The 16817-nt window shown below is 43.5% G+C and carries 15 protein-coding genes; all 15 read left to right on the forward strand.

Features of this window, described 5'->3' with window-relative positions; genetic code table 11:
- Position 1 precedes the first annotated feature (1 nt).
- The 15 genes from GA520_RS08895 to GA520_RS08965 all read left to right on the forward strand — a co-directional run bounded on the left by GA520_RS08895 (position 2) and on the right by GA520_RS08965 (position 16784).
- Positions 2-754 carry a hypothetical protein gene (locus tag GA520_RS08895; RefSeq protein ID WP_163339188.1) on the forward strand — a complete coding sequence of 251 codons (753 nt, stop codon included), beginning with the start codon at positions 2-4 and terminating at the stop codon, positions 752-754.
- 3 nt (positions 755-757) lie between these two features.
- The gene (locus GA520_RS08900) at positions 758-2002 is read left to right on the forward strand and encodes a glycosyltransferase family 4 protein (protein WP_163339187.1); all 1245 of its coding nucleotides are present in this window, start codon (positions 758-760) and stop codon (positions 2000-2002) included.
- A gap of 410 nt (positions 2003-2412) precedes the next feature.
- On the forward strand, positions 2413-3369 hold the full coding sequence (locus GA520_RS08905) for a hypothetical protein (protein WP_163339186.1): 957 nt from the start codon (positions 2413-2415) through the stop codon (positions 3367-3369).
- Between the two features lie 64 nt (positions 3370-3433).
- Complete coding sequence (asnB, locus tag GA520_RS08910; RefSeq protein ID WP_240910205.1) at positions 3434-5260, forward strand: asparagine synthase (glutamine-hydrolyzing); 1827 nt, start codon at positions 3434-3436, stop codon at positions 5258-5260.
- A gap of 37 nt (positions 5261-5297) precedes the next feature.
- Positions 5298-5891 (forward strand): serine O-acetyltransferase, encoded by a 594-nt coding sequence (locus GA520_RS08915; RefSeq protein ID WP_163339184.1) that lies wholly within the window; start codon positions 5298-5300, stop codon positions 5889-5891.
- A 253-nt stretch (positions 5892-6144) separates the two neighbouring features.
- Positions 6145-7362, forward strand: a complete 1218-nt coding sequence (locus GA520_RS08920; protein ID WP_163339183.1) for a glycosyltransferase family 4 protein — start codon at positions 6145-6147, stop codon at positions 7360-7362.
- A 118-nt stretch (positions 7363-7480) separates the two neighbouring features.
- Positions 7481-8512: a glycosyltransferase gene (locus GA520_RS08925; protein ID WP_163339182.1), complete on the forward strand. Its 1032-nt coding sequence runs from the start codon at positions 7481-7483 to the stop codon at positions 8510-8512.
- 46 nt (positions 8513-8558) lie between these two features.
- Positions 8559-9659, forward strand: a complete 1101-nt coding sequence (locus GA520_RS08930) for a glycosyltransferase (RefSeq protein ID WP_163339181.1) — start codon at positions 8559-8561, stop codon at positions 9657-9659.
- Positions 9660-9782: 123 nt separating this feature from the next.
- A complete protein-coding gene (locus GA520_RS08935) occupies positions 9783-10463 on the forward strand; it encodes a glycosyltransferase family 2 protein (RefSeq protein ID WP_163339180.1) in 681 nt (226 codons plus the stop codon).
- A gap of 42 nt (positions 10464-10505) precedes the next feature.
- Complete coding sequence (locus GA520_RS08940; protein ID WP_163339179.1) at positions 10506-10877, forward strand: DUF2304 domain-containing protein; 372 nt, start codon at positions 10506-10508, stop codon at positions 10875-10877.
- Between the two features lie 234 nt (positions 10878-11111).
- Positions 11112-11690, forward strand: a complete 579-nt coding sequence (locus GA520_RS08945; protein WP_163339178.1) for an ElyC/SanA/YdcF family protein — start codon at positions 11112-11114, stop codon at positions 11688-11690.
- Positions 11648-12367: a glycosyltransferase family 2 protein gene (locus GA520_RS08950; RefSeq protein ID WP_163339177.1), complete on the forward strand. Its 720-nt coding sequence runs from the start codon at positions 11648-11650 to the stop codon at positions 12365-12367. The genes GA520_RS08945 and GA520_RS08950 overlap by 43 nt, the downstream gene beginning before the upstream one ends.
- A 13-nt stretch (positions 12368-12380) precedes the next feature.
- Positions 12381-13589 carry a glycosyltransferase family A protein gene (locus tag GA520_RS08955; protein ID WP_163339176.1) on the forward strand — a complete coding sequence of 403 codons (1209 nt, stop codon included), beginning with the start codon at positions 12381-12383 and terminating at the stop codon, positions 13587-13589.
- 195 nt (positions 13590-13784) lie between these two features.
- A complete protein-coding gene (locus GA520_RS08960) occupies positions 13785-14702 on the forward strand; it encodes a glycosyltransferase (RefSeq protein ID WP_163339175.1) in 918 nt (305 codons plus the stop codon).
- Positions 14703-14708: 6 nt separating this feature from the next.
- Positions 14709-16784 (forward strand): HAD family hydrolase, encoded by a 2076-nt coding sequence (locus GA520_RS08965; protein WP_163339174.1) that lies wholly within the window; start codon positions 14709-14711, stop codon positions 16782-16784.
- Positions 16785-16817 lie beyond the last annotated feature (33 nt).

Below are 16817 nucleotides of genomic sequence, written 5' to 3' on the forward strand. Positions count from 1 at the left end.
AATGCCTGTGATTGAATGTTACGGCCTCCCCGGTTCAGGTAAAACGTATCTCGAAGAAAAACTGCAGAATGGTTTAAGAAGAGAAGGTTTTAGGGTCTATAGCAGAAAGGAAGTTGTTGATACAGGTCTCAGAGTGCGAGATGATGGATGGGCAACTGCACTGGTTAAAACCCTTGTTCCTAAAACGATCTGGCGACGAATAATTCACGAAGATTATTGTCTGCAGGAACTGCTGAACCATTTTGCTGAGTGGCCTGAATTTATAGAACAGGTAGTGCATACGATTCATACATCACAAGTGTCAGCAGTTCATGCGCGGTCGATAATTGGTGCCGTAGCAAAAACATGTGTAGAAGCGCAATTGCTCAAATCAATGACTTTTAAAAACAGTGTGTTTATTGCCGACGAATGGTTTTGCCACCGGATGCATACTGTGCATGGGAATTGTCAGTGTGCTGTGAATAGTGATGACGTTGAAAAATACCTTACGACCATCCCACTTCCGGATATAGCGATTTTTGTTGCAACTTCTCCGAGAGACTGTATCGCGAGAATGGGTCGTCGCAGTAGGTTTCCTGAATATATTGATGGCCTCTCTGAAAGGGAGATGGTGCTGAATCTGGAAATATCGTATCAGAATTTACGATCCATGACTCGGCAGTTGAGTAAACTCTCAGTAAAAACAATAGAATATGATGGTGTCTCTGTTCAACATGTTGTGGATGAATGTGCAGAAGCGGTTCGAGGTCAATGAGTTATGCGTATATGTATGCTTGTGTACTATTATTGGCCAGAGAAGGCGGGTGGAGCAGAAAGCCAATGTAGAAAGCTCTCCAAAGCGTTGGTGGACAGGGGGCATCAGGTCACCGTTCTTACTTCGTTAGGAGATAGTAGCCTTCTACGCGAGGAATTTGATGATGAAGTACATGTCATCCGTTTACCCATATTTGAATCATGGTTTAAAAGCCGGAAAGCATCAACCAGCAGTAAACACGATAACTGCTTTGAATATAGTGGAGGAAATGTCGGTGGTGATAGCGAGGGTGGTGGCAAGCCAAGTTTTGTTCGGTCTTTCCTCGGCCAAATTGCCGCCAATAGTGTTCGTTACCTGAATATTCTCGTCTTTTATTGTTCTCTTGTTCTCTGTTTAAAGAAGCGGAAAAATCAGTTTGATACATTACATGTTCATACCGCAGACTGGATAGCAGGTACCGCTACTCTTGCAGGGAAAATATTTGGTATAGCCGTTATATGTAAGGGTGCTGATACGCCGGTGTTCCCCGAATTGGTTTGTGTCCCAGCCAGATCGTTTATTGATAGATACAGAAAGCGGCCTCAGTTTATAGCACTAACAGATGCTATGGCTGACGATCTTTGCGCAAATGGAGTTTATGAAGATAAGATTACTGTCATACCGAACGGGGTTAAGATTCCAACAACGATCGCTGATCCTTCGAGCAACTCCAATTTCCTTTTTCTTGGTAACTTTTCACAAACTGCCGCTCATAAAGGCTTTGATATCATCGTTAAAGCTTGGCGCAACGTTATAGCTCAGGAACCTAACGCTCGGTTGATAATGGCTGGTGGTGGCGACTACGCCGAATGGCAGGAACTGGCCTATCGGTATAAAATCGAGGACTCTATATCTTTTCCGGGATATTGCTCAGATATTCAAAGTCTTTTTATGAAGTCATGCTGCCTTTTGCTTCCCTCAAGAAAAGAAGGCATCTCAAATGCGCTATTGGAAGCGCAGAGCTTTGGCCTGCCAGCGATCGTGTCAGACTTGCCAGGTAATCGTGAAGTTGTAATCAGCGGGAAAACAGGTGTTATAGTCCCGGTTAATAGCAGCAGCGCATTAAGTGATGCGATTCTAACTATGTACAGGGATGCTACAATGCGTGGAGCCTATGGCCTGGCAGCCAGGGAAAGAATAGAAACAAACTTCTCAATCCAATCTGTTGCGGAAAGGGTTGAGGCGGTCTACTCCAGGTTTCTGATGTGAAATACTATTCAGACATATCTTTAGAAGACTTCCTCAAACAATACTTGTGGGCTTTGTTTTGCCTAACTATTGTCTTTCTGTCTCTCTACTGTTTGCCAGAAGGAAGGCTCAGTTTAACCCTTCCCGATCAGATTAACGGAGGTTGGCATCCATGGAATGGTAGTGATATCATGAGCTATGTGGAGCCGGCACGAAATTTTCTGGACACAGGAACGTTTAGTCGACAGGGAGAGCCCGACCTGCATCGTACCATTGGGTATCCAGCATTCCTGGCCGTAATGATGTATGTCTTTCATGATCATTGGATACTGGCCGCATACATATGTCAACTGTTTGCTTTTGCGTTACTCTTTCCTTGCAATAGTATACTTGTTCGATGCTGGTTTCCTGAATCCGGGAAAAATACAACGGTGATCATCGCTCTTTTGCTATTTTTAGGTGTGGGAACGGCATATACCGGTCTGTTGATATCTGATCAGATGTTTACGAGTCTTCTGTATGCCGGATTAGCATGCGGTGCGTTGGCCGTACGAAACGAATCGTGGGGATATACACTATTACAGGTTGTATTGCTCGGGGCGGCAGCGCAAATCCGTCCTACTCTTGGATTATTTTTCCCAGCTGTTTTTTTTCTATTGCTCTATTCTTCCCAACTGTATCGAGACAAGATCTCAGGACGTGTGAAGGCGATAGTTGTTTTTTCAGTGGCTGTTATGGCCATAACCGGGAACGCACCTGCTTTTCGTAACTATATACACCATGGTACATTTACTCCTACTTCAATTCTTTCTGATAATCTTGCCCGGTACTTAGCGGGTCCGGTTCTGATAGCAAAAGATAGAGGCGCTGAGTATGAAAAAGAACTTAAAACATTTAAAGAAGCCCGTGGTGTAACAAAAATCAGAATCCAAAGGGAGTTCGCTGTTTCGGTTGTTCGAGAATACCCGATTGAGACAGCAAAAAGAATGACGTATCATGTTGTATGGAATCTCTTTGAGCCGCACTGGGAGTATGTACTGAACGTTTTCGGCCAAGGATTTTATTTAAACAACATCTTTACTACTGAGGGTAAGGTTAATTTTGGTATTTTAAAAAATTTGCCTTTCTGGCTGATATATATTTTAGCTTACTTGTTGGTCTTTCTTGCTCTTCTTCGTGCCGTTGTCCGAGGCGACTGGATGTTGCTTGGAGGTCTTGTCATATTCTCACTTCCCCTCTGTGCTTCTCTGCTCAATGGGCAGGGCGCCCGCATGCGATTATATGCAGAGCCTTTGATAATTGACCTCGCTGTTATCGAGATTTGTCGCAGGTTATACTATTTACCAAAAGGGCCTGGCACTAGGTTCCCCAAATTAGGATTACATTGAAATGTGTGGAATTGCAGGTTTTTCCGGTTATGTTTCCGGTGATACTGAAACAAAGCTTCAAGCGATGTGTACGAGCTTGTCACATCGGGGGCCTGATGCTGCTGGAATGCTCCAATTACGAAGTGATGGCAAGAGGTGTTCTCCCGGAGATACTGCGTTCATGGGATTGGCTCACCGCCGTTTAAGCATTATTGACCTGACAGATGCCGGCCGGCAACCAATGCCGAATGAGGATGAGGCAATATGGATCGTTTTTAATGGGGAGTGTTATAATTATCAATCGCTGGTTGATGAACTCGTGCGTGAAGGCCATGCAGTACGTTCCTGCAGTGACACTGAGGCCCTTATTCATGGTTACGAAGAGTGGGGAGTAGAGAAATTGCTCCCCTGTTTGAATGGCATGTTTGCTTTTGCCCTGTGGGACCAGAAAAAACGATGTATGGTCCTTGCACGTGACAGGCTGGGTAAGAAGCCGCTTTATTATATTCTAACTGATGAAGGAACTCTTGTTTTTGCTTCTGAAATTAAGGCGCTGATTGCAGGCGGTTTTGTCGATACAGGTGCTCTCGATTACGCGGCACTGGCCGAATTCTGGTTGTATGGCTACACTTCCGGTGAACGAACCGTCTTTAAGCAGGTAAAGCGTTTAGAGCCCGGGCATTTTGCTGTTTTTCAGGATGGAAGGTTTACGAAGACAGAATATTGGGATTGCATTTTTACTCCAGAGGAGGACGGGCAGCGAAGTATCGATGATTATTGCGATGAGTTAGAAGAACTCTTGACCGATTCGATACGGCTTCGGTTGATTTCAGACGTTCCAGTGGGTGTCTTTTTGTCCAGTGGTATTGATTCAAGCCTTATTTCAGCCCTAACAGCCAAATTGACTGGAGGCTCGGTAGATTCTTTTTCAATTGGATTTGATAACGACACATTTGATGAATCCAAGGTAGCACATGAAATAGCCAATCACATTGGTATGAGAAATACACGACTCATGGTCAATGTGGATTTCGCACCATATTTTAAGCCTATCGCCACTCATTTTGATGAATTGTTCGGAGATTCATCTGCTATACCCACATTTTTTGTATGCCGTGAAGCGAGGAAACACGTAACAGTCGTTTTAACAGGCGATGCCGGTGATGAACTCTTTGCAGGTTATGACAGTTATACAAAAGCTATGAGTCTGTGGGGTAGCCCTAAGCAAAAATGGTTGATGCGTAAGAGGACATCTCTTTTTCAATCAATAGTTGATTTTGCGCAATTGGGTTTTAAAAGAGGTGATGAACGTTTTCTTTCCCTTGAAAGAGTGATGCCTATTTCACATCTAAAGCATGTGTTTAATGAAAAACTACTTTCAAAAGTAGAGCTGGATGAGGTGTTCAGTGAGCGACAGAAATGGTTTTCACGTGTAAGTGAATATGATTTATTAAGTGCATTTCAATACTTAAGTATAAAGACGTATTTGCCCGATGATGTTCTTGTGAAAGTCGATCGGATGAGTATGTATCACGCACTTGAATGCAGAAGCCCGTTTCTTGACTATAGAATAGTAGAATATGCAGCAAAGCTACCGTTTTCCCTAAAAATAGATCCACATGGAGAGAGAAAGTACCTCCTCCGCAAACTGCTTGGACGGTACGTACCCAAGTCGATAACAGAAAGGCCTAAAATGGGATTCAGCGTCCCTTGGTCAGACTGGTGTACCGGTAGAATGAAAAAATCATTGCAAGAGGAATGGTTTGCTATGAACTCCCCATTGTTCAAGAAAGAGGCAGCCTATTATCTTTTCCCAGAGAATAAGCCGGGTTGGCCTGCTCGTCAGTGGAATTCTTTGTGCACAAGATATTTTTTTGAAGAAATGACAGGTAAGCACCGACCTTTTTTATAGCAGAGCATCACGGAAAATATATTTACAGCTATGAGCTATGATTCAATCTAAAAAAGATTATCTAAAATATTTGGCAGCAGACAGTGTCGCATTGGGAATAAATATCAGTAGTTTCAGAGAGAAGCTCAATGAATTTGTTTATCCCAATCCTATCTGGGGCTTCCAGAAAAATCTGAGAAAATTAGAATATTATTATAATTGTAAGAAAGGTTTTATTGGTAAATTATTTTATTATTACTTGTTACATAAGTTTCGACGCAAATCAATATCTTTAGGTTTTTCAATACCAGAGAATGTTTTTGGCCCAGGTTTGGCCATAGTTCACTATGGAACAATAGTCGTCCATCACAAAGCGAGAATTGGTAAGAATTGCAGAATTCATGCAAATGTAAATATAGGTGCATCTGGTGGAAGCCCTCAAGCGCCTCAAATTGGTGATAATGTATATATTGGACCAGGAAGCGTAATTTATGGAGATATAAAAATTGGAAATAATGTCGCCATAAGTGCTAACTCTACCGTGAATAAAACATTTGATGAAAACAATATTTTAATTGCGGGATCACCAGCAAAAAAAATCAAGGAATATGATATTTCCAAAATAATCGAGCATGCTGGAGAGAATTTGTGATTACATTAATACGTTATGACCTCTTTTGCAGAATTCGTATGCGAATTGATGAACGTAAATATATTACACTTCATCAAAGAATAGACTTGATATGCGGGAAATGAAAAGGTAAAGGGCTGGAGTCAATCGAAGACCGGATAACCTTAAAGATGTGATTAGTAGGCTTTGGTTTACCCAGTTAAGAATTTGAGAGTGTACTTATGAATCTGTTCTGCCTCCTTTATACCTGTTCTTATTTATTATGAAAATATGCATGGTAATCTGGAAGTACTACCCCTCTCTAGAGGGTGGGGCTGAGCGTCAATGCAGGAAACTGGTACATGAGTTAACCGGACGAGGACATGAGTGTACAGTCATCACAGCATATAATGAGAAGAATCTAGATCGTGATGGAAAAGGGCTGAGTGGTGAAAGAGTTATAAGGCTAGGTGACTTTGCCTGGGTGGTCATTGAGTTTCAGAATCTATTAACGTCGGTTATCAAGATACTCTCACCTTCAAGGAAAATACCTGCGAGTATGCTTTTCTGGTTGTCATTACCATTCACATGGCTCTCCAGGCTGTCATTTATGTGGTCTGCGAAAAATTACTTTTGCAAGAATCATTCTGGGTATGATGTTATACATGTTCATGAAGCGCACTGGATAGCAGGTGCTGTAGAGTGGGCATGTCAGGGGTTGGATGTACCGATTATATGTAAGGAGGCAGATTATCCTCATAAAAAAACAATCAGTTATGATACTCCGATGAGAGAGAAACTGTCAGGTTTGAGGAAAGAATCAAGCTTTATTGCTATAACGGAAGCTATTCGGCAGAGTATGCTGGCCACTGGTATAGGTCGTAGTAGAGTCAGCCTGATACCGAATGGTGTTGAAATACCTGAAAAAAGAGCTTCTGTACTTGAGTCTAAAGCAATTGTATACATAGGCAACCTGACGCAGGGAACTCATCGCAAGGCATTTGATATTTTATTTGAATCCTGGGTAGAGGTCCAGAAACAGCGACCTGATTTGAAGCTCATTGTTCTGGGTGGGGGCGATTCTTCTGTCTGGGAAAACTACCTCAAAGAGAAACAATGTGTGGGGTCCGTTGATTTCAGAGGTTCAGTCAGTGATGTCGGTTCATATCTGCAAAAAGCGAGGCTATTTGTTCTACCATCAAGAGTCGAAGGGCTGTCCAATGCACTTCTGGAAGCTATGAGTTGGGCTGTTCCTGTTATCGTCTCGGACATACCGACTCATCAAAGCCTTGTTCAGAGCGGTGTGAATGGCATTGCCGTGCCCGTAGGTGACAGCAATGCTTTAGCAAGAGCGATAGTTGATTTGTACGATAATGACCAATTATCCGTTTCGTTGGCGATTGAAGGACGAAATACAATCGTTTCAGAGTATAGTATCGAGCATGTTGTAAATTTATTGGAAGAGCTCTACACGGGAATGATACGTGAAGGGAGCAGTAAAAAAGTGCAATAGTACCTATATGCGAATTCTCATTTATAGTGACCCCGTCGTCTTTGGAGGCCATGAAAGGACCCTCTGTGAAGGAATCCAGGCTCTGATTGAAGACGAAGATATCGTTGTATCAATAATTGTGTCTGAGAAAAATGATCGATTTATTAATGAGTTGTCCTTAATCGATTCAGGCCTCTCAGTCATTGCGACGAAGTTTGAGACTAGACCGGGTGATATTTTTAGGGCTCTTTTCAAGACTAAGACAGTTCAAGAGATCTCCAACTTAATGAGAGATTTAGAGCCAGAAATGATACTCGTATCACAAGGCGCTATAGGTCTTTCCAATTGCGGTTTGAGGGCAGCCAAGATGCTTGGCGTAAAAACCATGAGTTTTATTCCGATGGCACATCCGGTATCTCTTGTCAGAGGGAAAAGCTCTTTTGATGTTTTTGTGCAGGAGTCATTATACCGATGGTTGTATTCTCTTCCTGATTTTTTTCTTACGACAAATAAAACATCATCGGATTATCTTCATCATAGATATCATGTACGAGATGAACGTATTCTTGTTTCATATTACGGTGTCAAAAGTGAAGATGTGTCACCGCCTTGTTACATGTTTGAAAAGGGCAAAAACAAAAGAATACAGCTGGGAATTATCGGCAGGGTCGAATTTTATCAGAAACGTCATGATTTGTTCTTTCAACTTATTACCCAACACCCTCTGGTAAAAAACTTTGACATTCACATACTAGGTGATGGACCCGATCTGGATGCATGTCGTGAACTCGCTATCCGTCAGGGAATTCAAGATCAGGTAACGTTTCATGGTTGGATTAGTGATATCAGGGATTGGTACAGGAAGCTTGACTTGATTGTCATGCCATCCAGGTTTGAAGGATTTCCACTTGTTATACTGGAGGCAATGCTTTACGGAGTGCCTATTGCTGCCTCTAAGGTGGATGGCATGAAGGAGGTTCTACCCGAACATTGGCTTTTCCCTGAGGGGGATGGTTTAGGTATGAATAAAGTGATTGAAAAGATATTAGAGAATGACCAAACGGCATTTATCAACGACAATTACAACATTATCTGTACGCAGCTGAATCGTGAGGCGTACAAGAAATCCTTTAAAGAAAATATAATCAACGCATACCAACAATCCGTATAGCGGGGTAGCATATTATCCACTATGACGATTATCTCTCTGTGTGAGAATGAAATCAACCTGTCTACTTCCATATTGCCCAACCCCTGTTAACAGCGGAGCCCGCTCAATTTTTAGAAAGCATTTAGATCTGCTCAAACAGATGGGTGACTGTTCCATCCTGTCGGCAAAAGCTCGCCCGGTCGGTTTCGGATGGAGTCAGAGTGCGATACAGGAGTTAATCGGCCAGGGTTATTCTGTCTCGTTTACAGAGAGAGGGCTGCGTAATGTAATACAAAGGTATTACGGATTGCTATATGCTTCTTTTTTTAAGTTATTGAAGTTTGAGAGAGCGTTTGGACACTCGAATCCATATCACCGATATGCATTTGACCCCGAGTGGCTCTACGACAATACTATGGGCAAAGATCTTTGTGAAATTCACTATTCGTATTGGGCAAGATTCCGAACTGCATGTCCCAAGGTCGTCATCGTTCATGACTTGTGGTCGGATATTATGTGGGAAGGGCCTACCCAGGAAACAAAAGAATTAGCAGAGGCTGACCTGCTTGTTACTGTATCATATGATGATTTGAAAAAACTGGTTGCCAGGGGATTAAAGAACGTTCATTGGAGTCCTCCATGTGTTGCAGAAAAACAATTTCCTGATACTAGTGATGTCTGCGTTGTAGGTTCAGCAAACAGGCACAATATTGAAGGCTTGCAATGGTTGCGGAAGGGGTTGAACAATGGCGTAGGTGGTAGTGTAAAATGCTATGGAGAAATCGGTAAAATTGTTCAAACTGATCAAAGGTTTCTCAGTCTGGGACGGTATAAGGATTTGTACGATCCATATGAAAAATGTGGCATTGTATTAATGCTCACGACTGGGGGGACCGGTGTACAGATAAAAGGTGTGGAAGCCCTGGCGAGTGGAAGGGCTGTGGTTGCCAGGAAAGGTGCAATGAGAGGACTTCCGACCGACCCTGCTGGATGGATTGAGGTTGATACAGTGGTTGATATGTGTAGAGTGCTTAAAGAACTTCAGAATGATACCATAGCACGTCGAGCCGCTATGGAGCGGGCCAGAACCTATTATCGGAAACATCTACATCGTGACTTGATAATGAATTCAATCAAGCAAAAGTACGAGAAATTGCGTTGCATTTAACAGCTTGTCTATGTATACAGACGGTTTCTTAAAATAGATGCAACAATCAAAAAACTGTTTTCAATACAGAAGCCAAACAGTACTTGTTTTGGCAAACGTGATATTCTTAAATCAATTCTCTTGATGGAAAAGAACATATTCATAGTGATTCCTGTTTTTAATGAAGCCAGTGTCGTTGCTGCTGTTATTAAAGGGCTGCGAGAGAAAGGCTATAAAAACATAATAGTCATTGATGATGGTAGTAGTGATACCACTTTTGCGCAGGCGAGAAGTAACGGTGTTATTGCTCTCAGACACAAAATAAACAGGGGCAAAGGTGCTGCGGTGAAAACCGGTGTTGCAGCTGCATGTTTGCTTGGGGCTGATGTTGTCGTTACAATGGATGGTGATGGGCAACACTGTCCCGATGATATTGAATCATTGGTTCAACCAATATGTTGCGATGGTATTGATGTTGTGTTGGGCACACGTTTATTAAAAGTTGAGGGCATGCCCCTTTTTAAAATCCTTGCTAACCAGTTTGGTAATTTTGTGACGTGGCTTTTCTATGGTATTAAAGTTTCTGACAGTCAATCCGGGTTTCGCGCCTATTCAAGGTTTGCTGCGAGTAAAATTGATACCCGGGCTGATAAGTATGAGTATGACAGTAAAGTTATCCGGGAGATTAATCATAACAGATTGAGTTTTGTCGAGGTACCTATAAAGGTCGTTTATACTGACTACTCTCAGGGTAAGCCACAAAAGCAAGGGTTTGTAAATGGCATTAAGACGTTGGTTAGAATGGTGTGGGATATGATCGTTTAATTTGCCACAAGGCTGGCTTAAGCAAATACTATTGAGATAGAAATGAAAATTAGTCTTTATCAGATAATTATACTGGCAATATCCTCGGTTATGTTGTTTCAGGGAACCAAAGAGTTCGTAAAGCGGGAAGCCGGTCAAACCTTCCTTAAATTTATGGTGCGCGTGATTGTGTGGGGTGGTATGGCCATCATTGCTGTTTACCCCAACGCTACTGAAATGGTGTCGAAAGTTCTTGGTTTCAAGGAGAATATGAATGCAGTGATCATTTTGGGGTTTCTTCTTGTTTTTATGCTCATTTTCAAGCTGTTATCAGCCATTGAGAAGATTGAACAAAACATCTCGGAGTTGACCAGGAAAGAGGCATTGTCGCATCTTGAGATCGATTATAAGCAGATAGAGAAAAAGGATGAATAACCAAATATCCATTTCACAATAGCTATGTTTTTTTTCTCACGTTTCCTCGTTGAACTCTTCTCTCCGCTTAACTTGAGTATCATCTGTTTTTTGTTAGCGCTTATTCTGCTTGTTTGTTATAGGACTAAGTCTTCAGGATTCTTTATCGTATTCGGGCTATGCGTGCTTGTGGTGTGTGGATACGGTATTGGAACAAAGGATGAGGTTGCCAGTAAGGAGAGTCTTTACACTCCGGTGGATGAGAAAAAAATTGCTGAGTACAGGAAGCAAAAAGTCCAGTATATCGCAGTACTAGGGAGCGGACATGTTTCAGACCCGAGATTGCCGTCAACAAGTCAGATAGGCAGTTCGTCGTTGTTTCGATTAGTGGAAGGAATAAGGTTACATAATGAGCTGGAAAACAGTACCCTCATTATTTCAGGGGGTGTTGGTTACGACCCTGTGCCAAACGCCCGTGTGGTCGCTGAGGTGGCCGGGATTCTCGGTGTTGATCAGAATGATATGATCATTGAGGAAAGACCGCGGGATACGATACAGGAGGCAGAGATCATTAGGGAAAAAGTTGGTGGCACACCATTTATTCTTGTAACTTCTGCTTATCAGATGCCGAGAGCAATGGGAATTTTTGAAGACGCAGGGCTGCATCCGATTCCCGCGCCAACAAACTATATTATCAAGGAATATGAATCTGCATCTCCGGCAGACATTCTCCCCAATGCAGGGAATCTATCACTTTCAAAGCAGGTGATGTATGAAAAATTAGGATATTTATGGAAACTCGTCAAAACGAATTTAGCAAATTATCAATCGTAATCCCTGTTTATAACGAAATTGAGACTCTTGAGGTTATCCTGGGGGCTGTAAAGTCGGTCGAAGTCGGCATGGAAAAGGAGATAGTTCTTGTCGATGATGCATCACAGGATGGGACGACGGATCTCATTCGAGAGAAAATCGACGATCCGACAATAGTAAAGAAATTTCATGAGGTAAATCAGGGTAAGGGAGCAGCCTTACGCACGGGATTTGCTGCTGCAACCGGTGATATTGTACTTATCCAGGATGCAGATCTTGAATATGACCCGAGCGAGTACCCGAAACTGCTTGCACCGATATTGAGTGGTAAGGCTGATGCCGTTTACGGATCGAGATTTCAGGGAGGGGATGCCCACAGGGTTCTTTATTTTTGGCACTCGGTTGGAAACAAGGTCTTAACGTTGGTCTCCAATATGTTTACAAATATCAATTTAACCGATATGGAAACCTGTTACAAAGTCTTTAAAAAGTCCATTATCGACCAGGTTGTAATATGTGAGAATCGGTTCGGGTTTGAACCTGAAATTACAGCAAAGATCGCCAGACAAAATTGTCGTATATATGAAGTAGGAATATCCTATAGTGGCCGCTCTTACGAAGAAGGGAAGAAAATTGGTTGGCGGGACGGTGTTCGCGCGATGTGGTGTATCCTGAAATACAACGTGTTTGTGAAATAATCCTTCATCAGTTATGCCGAAAGTCAGCGTAATAATACCCTGTTACAACCAGGGATCGTTCCTTACTGAATGTGTTCACTCTGTTGTTCGGCAGACATATGACGATTTTGAAATTATCATTGTAAATGATGGTTCCAGTGATGCAGAGACTGTCCGGGTCCTTTCTGTTTTTCAAGCTGATGGTCGGATTACAATCGTCCATACCGACAATCAAGGTCTTGCTTCTGCCAGAAACAACGGAATCCGTATAGCACAAGGAGAGTATATCTTACCTCTTGATGCGGATGATCGTATTAAACCAGAATATCTCCGGCTGGCTGTAGACAATTTGGATAAGGATCCTGATCTTGGTATTGTCTATTGCAGGGCCCAGCTTTTCGGTGCTGTTGATACAGAATGGCTGTTGCCGGAGTATTCGATTGAACAGATGCTCCTGGACAATATCATTTTTTGTGCGGCGATGTATCGAAGGAGAGACTGGGAGCGCGTCGGTGGTTACGACACTGGCATGGTCTACGGTTGGGAAGATTATGATCTCTGGTTATCCCTGATTGAGGTGGGGCGCGGTGTCCTTAAAATTCCGGAGATACTGTTTGATTATCGTGTTGCACCGGATTCTATGGTACGTAGCAAGGAGCGATGGCAGAAAGTTGAAATGTTCAAGCGGATTTATAATCGGCACAAAGAGCTATTCAGCGAGCACATCAATGTTTGGATAGAATCAATTCTTGAAACAGGGGGACAGTATTATACGAGCAGGCTTTACATCGATTGTGGAGCAGGTGTCAGCGATGACCGCAGTATAGCGCTCAAAGTTGATAAAGGAACCAGCTCTGTTCATTTTAAGATAGACGGGTATACGAATATACAAAGTATTCGATTTGACCCGATTGATACCCCGGCAGTTGTTGAATTGCGAAAATGCATCTTCTTTTTATCAGATGGCATACAGAAAGAGATTACTGAGGTTACAGACAATTCGATTTTTGCAGAAGGTAAAGACCGGTACTTTGAGACCAATGATCCCCAATGTTTTTTCGACTTGGACGGAATTAAGTTGGAATCGCTCAAATCGGTGACGATACAATTGAGTTTTAAAGCGTTAGGGATGGATGCCCTGGATGCGATAATAATAAAACTGAGAGGTCAGAAAACAGCCGGCCATGGACCGAGTGGCAATCTTAAAAATCTGGCACGAAAGTTTCGCTCTCTAACTCGTTAAACAGAACCACTCCTTGCTGTAATGATGTCTTTTTCAGGAAAGCGACTGTTATCGATGGGGAAGAATGACTTGACTTACTATGCCAATTTCATTAGGTAGATTTCCGCATTTAGATTATCTTTTCTCTGACCTGTTTATAACAACTGTTAACTCTTCCCGTTATGCTGGGAATATCTCACCTCCCGGGTAAAAATAATGACGAACCCATTAGTTTCTGTTGTAATCCCTGCCTATAATCACGAAAAATTTATCGGTGCTGCTATTGAGAGTGTTTTGCAGCAGACTTGTTCCGATCTGGAACTTATCGTGATTGATGATGGGTCAACCGACAAGACGGGTGAAATTGTTAAGAGTTATACTGATAGCCGGCTTTCCTATACCTGGCAGGAGAACCAGGATGCTTTTAACACCATCAACAGGGGGATGGGTGAGGCAAAGGGCAAATTCATTGCGATCCTCAACTCGGACGATGTGTATACAACAGATCGGTTGGAGAAGATTCTTGCCCATCAGGGCGATACCGGTGCCGAGTGTATATTTACTGATGTAACACCTATATCTGATGAGGGAGAAGATTTTTCCGATCCAAATTTCGGCTGGAATCTGTGGCATCAGGGGAACAGAAAAGTGTATCAGGAGTGCGGTGATCTGTATACGTCGTTTTTGCATGGCAACTTCATGGTAACAACCTCAAACCTGTTTATGACGGCCGAGGCAATGAAGAAGGTCGGGAACTTTTGTTCACTCAGGTACTTGCACGATTACGACTATATGTTCCGCATGCTACTCGCTCATCCCCAAGGTGTGCACTATATGGTTAATGACAAACTGCTCTATTATCGTATTCATTCGGGCAATACTCTTGGGGAGGCTGCAATAAAGGGGCGGCTGCAGGACCAGGATCTGATCTTGAAATATATGTTGGCTCGAATCCCTGAAGAGTTAAAGAGCTATGTTGAGACTGGTTCCGCAAGATTGGTTGAACTGGAACGGGAACTCAATGAGGTCCGCCAGCTCCTGGAACCGGAGCATAAGAGCATAGGTGTTCGGCCAGCCGGCAGGGAACTGATTAATAGTTTGAATGTCTGGGTTAAAAAGAAAATCGGCGGATAAATAGTTTTGGATACTGGCAATACCAATATGGGCTTTGAAAAATATTATTCCTTGTCTTCCCTGATTGCAGAAGGAAAGAGGCGAGAGCAGAACCTGGAAACCGTTTCCTTCGATCTTTTTGACACACTTGTCATTCGCAGGGTTCACGACCCGGATCTGGTCAAGCTCCCGGTTGCCCGCTTTATTGCAGCCATGGCTAAAAGAGAAGGGATACATATTGAATGGGAGCATGTCCAGGATCTGAGAGATAGTATAGAGGCCGCAGAGCGCAAGGAGACCGGAAAATCTTTCGATGACCACGAAGCATGTTACCCGAACTACATGACGGAGCTGCTTCGCCAGGTTTTTCAGAAGGAAGATGTCGAAGAGCTTTTGAGTCAGGTCACCGCTTATGAGCTTTTCATGGAAAACCAGATGCTTGTCCCTCGTGGAGAGCTGGTTGATTGGTTGAAGGAGTTACATAAACAAGGAAAACGGGTTTTTATCGTCTCGGATATTTATCTACCGTCCGATCATCTCAGGATACTTGTCGAGAATGCAGGATTCCTTGACTATGTAGAGGATGTCATCTCTTCCGCCGATACCTTTCTTGCCAAGGCCTCCGGCAGGGCGTTTCCACTGCTGATGGAGAAGTATTCCCTATTCAAGTCTAAGTGGCTGCATATTGGTGACAACCCCATATCAGACGGACTTCGGCCTGCCGAGTTCGGTATCGACGCATTGGTTCTTAGTGATCCTTCTGAAAAGCGGCGTAAGGGAATTACCAAGAGGTATCTTAATTACAGCCTGGGGCGTCCTTTCTGGCGTGGACGAGCCCTGCAGCAGCTCATGCAGCCCCATGAGTGTGAAAATGTCGAGCAGCCTGCCCTCTATCGAGAAGGATATAGCTTTCTTGGTCCCCTCGTCGGCGGATTTGTTCAGTATCTGGCAGAGCAGTGTATAGACAGGGGCATAACCAAGATCTTTTTCCTTGCCAGAGAGGGGTACACTTTCAAGAAATATTGGGAAAAGTGTATGCCGGCCCTTTATCCAGACGGTGGTTTACCCGAGATCGAATACCTCTATGTAAGCAGGATGGCGCTTGCAGGTGCAAGCTGTGCCTACAAAGGCTTGCTGCAGTCGAGTGCAGATATCGCTTTTTTACCCCCTGGTAATAAGGACTTCAGGGATTTGTGCAGGATCTTTAAGTTCGATTCCGAGCCGTTTGCCGACCATCTTACGCGCTTTGGCCTGGCAGCAGATACCGCCTTAAGTCCTGTCCATGATGGCTATTCTCCCGAGAACAGTAAGTCGTTTTTGCGATTATTGAAAGACACTGCCTTTCAGGAGGAGGTGAAACGCCAGGCGAGGACTGCAAACGATGCACTGATGAAATACCTTGAGAACGTCGGTTTTTTTGATCATTCGCAGGTCGCTGTTGTCGATATAGGTTGGCTGGGCACCATCCAGCGATTTCTTTACGATGCCGTGTCGCACAGAGACGACAGCCCACGCTTCTTTGGTTACCTGTTTGGGGCTACCAGGGGGATCCCGTACCCTGAGAGTCCTGAGAATATCGTTGAAGGTGTAATCTACGATAAGAACCGCTTTAATATGGCGTCGAGCTCGATCCTTTATGCACGCGATCTGTTTGAGGAGGCATGCAGAGCTCCGCATCCGACCCTGAACGGGTACAAATTGACGGATGAGGGGTATGAGTTGGAGTTTCGTCATGTGGATGACACAATAGGCAAAGCCGAGAAAGAGCAAGACGAGTATTTTGCCCCGCTTCAGCAGGGGATGCTTGACGCCGCACCTAGATACGGCGCGGCATCTGCCCTACTTGGCTATAGGCTCCATGATTATCGGCCTTGGTTTAACTATATGATGCTCGCAAAGCTGGCTTTTCCCAGGACGAGTGAGATTAAGGCGATACGGCATAAACACCATCTCGATGACTTTCATGGGCAGCATAATCCGAATGTAAAAAGGGGGGGCGCCCGTCTCAGTCTCTGGGAGTATTCGCTTTTTAAATTACGTTTTAGCCCGTTTCTTCGGCTGCGCCTGTTTCTACGACACTTACGGAATCGGATAAAGGATTAGTATGAGAAAAATATGTAACAGAAATTTCGATCT

The sequence above is a fragment of the Desulfopila sp. IMCC35008 genome (assembly GCF_010646885.2).
In the GTDB taxonomy this organism is placed as follows: domain Bacteria; phylum Desulfobacterota; class Desulfobulbia; order Desulfobulbales; family Desulfocapsaceae; genus Desulfopila.

Bases quoted from the DNA above. Each gene is read 5' to 3' on its own strand.
- GA520_RS08960 (WP_163339175.1), top strand. From the start codon at position 13,785: ATGACGAACCCATTAGTTTCTGTTGTAATCCCTGCCTATAATCACGAA.
- GA520_RS08895 (WP_163339188.1), top strand. From the start codon at position 2: ATGCCTGTGATTGAATGTTACGGCCTCCCCGGTTCAGGTAAAACGTAT.
- GA520_RS08900 (WP_163339187.1), top strand. From the start codon at position 758: ATGCGTATATGTATGCTTGTGTACTATTATTGGCCAGAGAAGGCGGGT.
- GA520_RS08940 (WP_163339179.1), top strand. From the start codon at position 10,506: ATGAAAATTAGTCTTTATCAGATAATTATACTGGCAATATCCTCGGTT.
- GA520_RS08950 (WP_163339177.1), top strand. From the start codon at position 11,648: ATGGAAACTCGTCAAAACGAATTTAGCAAATTATCAATCGTAATCCCT.
- asnB (WP_240910205.1), top strand. From the start codon at position 3,434: ATGTGTACGAGCTTGTCACATCGGGGGCCTGATGCTGCTGGAATGCTC.
- GA520_RS08935 (WP_163339180.1), top strand. From the start codon at position 9,783: ATGGAAAAGAACATATTCATAGTGATTCCTGTTTTTAATGAAGCCAGT.
- GA520_RS08920 (WP_163339183.1), top strand. From the start codon at position 6,145: ATGGTAATCTGGAAGTACTACCCCTCTCTAGAGGGTGGGGCTGAGCGT.
- GA520_RS08915 (WP_163339184.1), top strand. From the start codon at position 5,298: ATGATTCAATCTAAAAAAGATTATCTAAAATATTTGGCAGCAGACAGT.
- GA520_RS08930 (WP_163339181.1), top strand. From the start codon at position 8,559: ATGAAATCAACCTGTCTACTTCCATATTGCCCAACCCCTGTTAACAGC.
- GA520_RS08955 (WP_163339176.1), top strand. From the start codon at position 12,381: ATGCCGAAAGTCAGCGTAATAATACCCTGTTACAACCAGGGATCGTTC.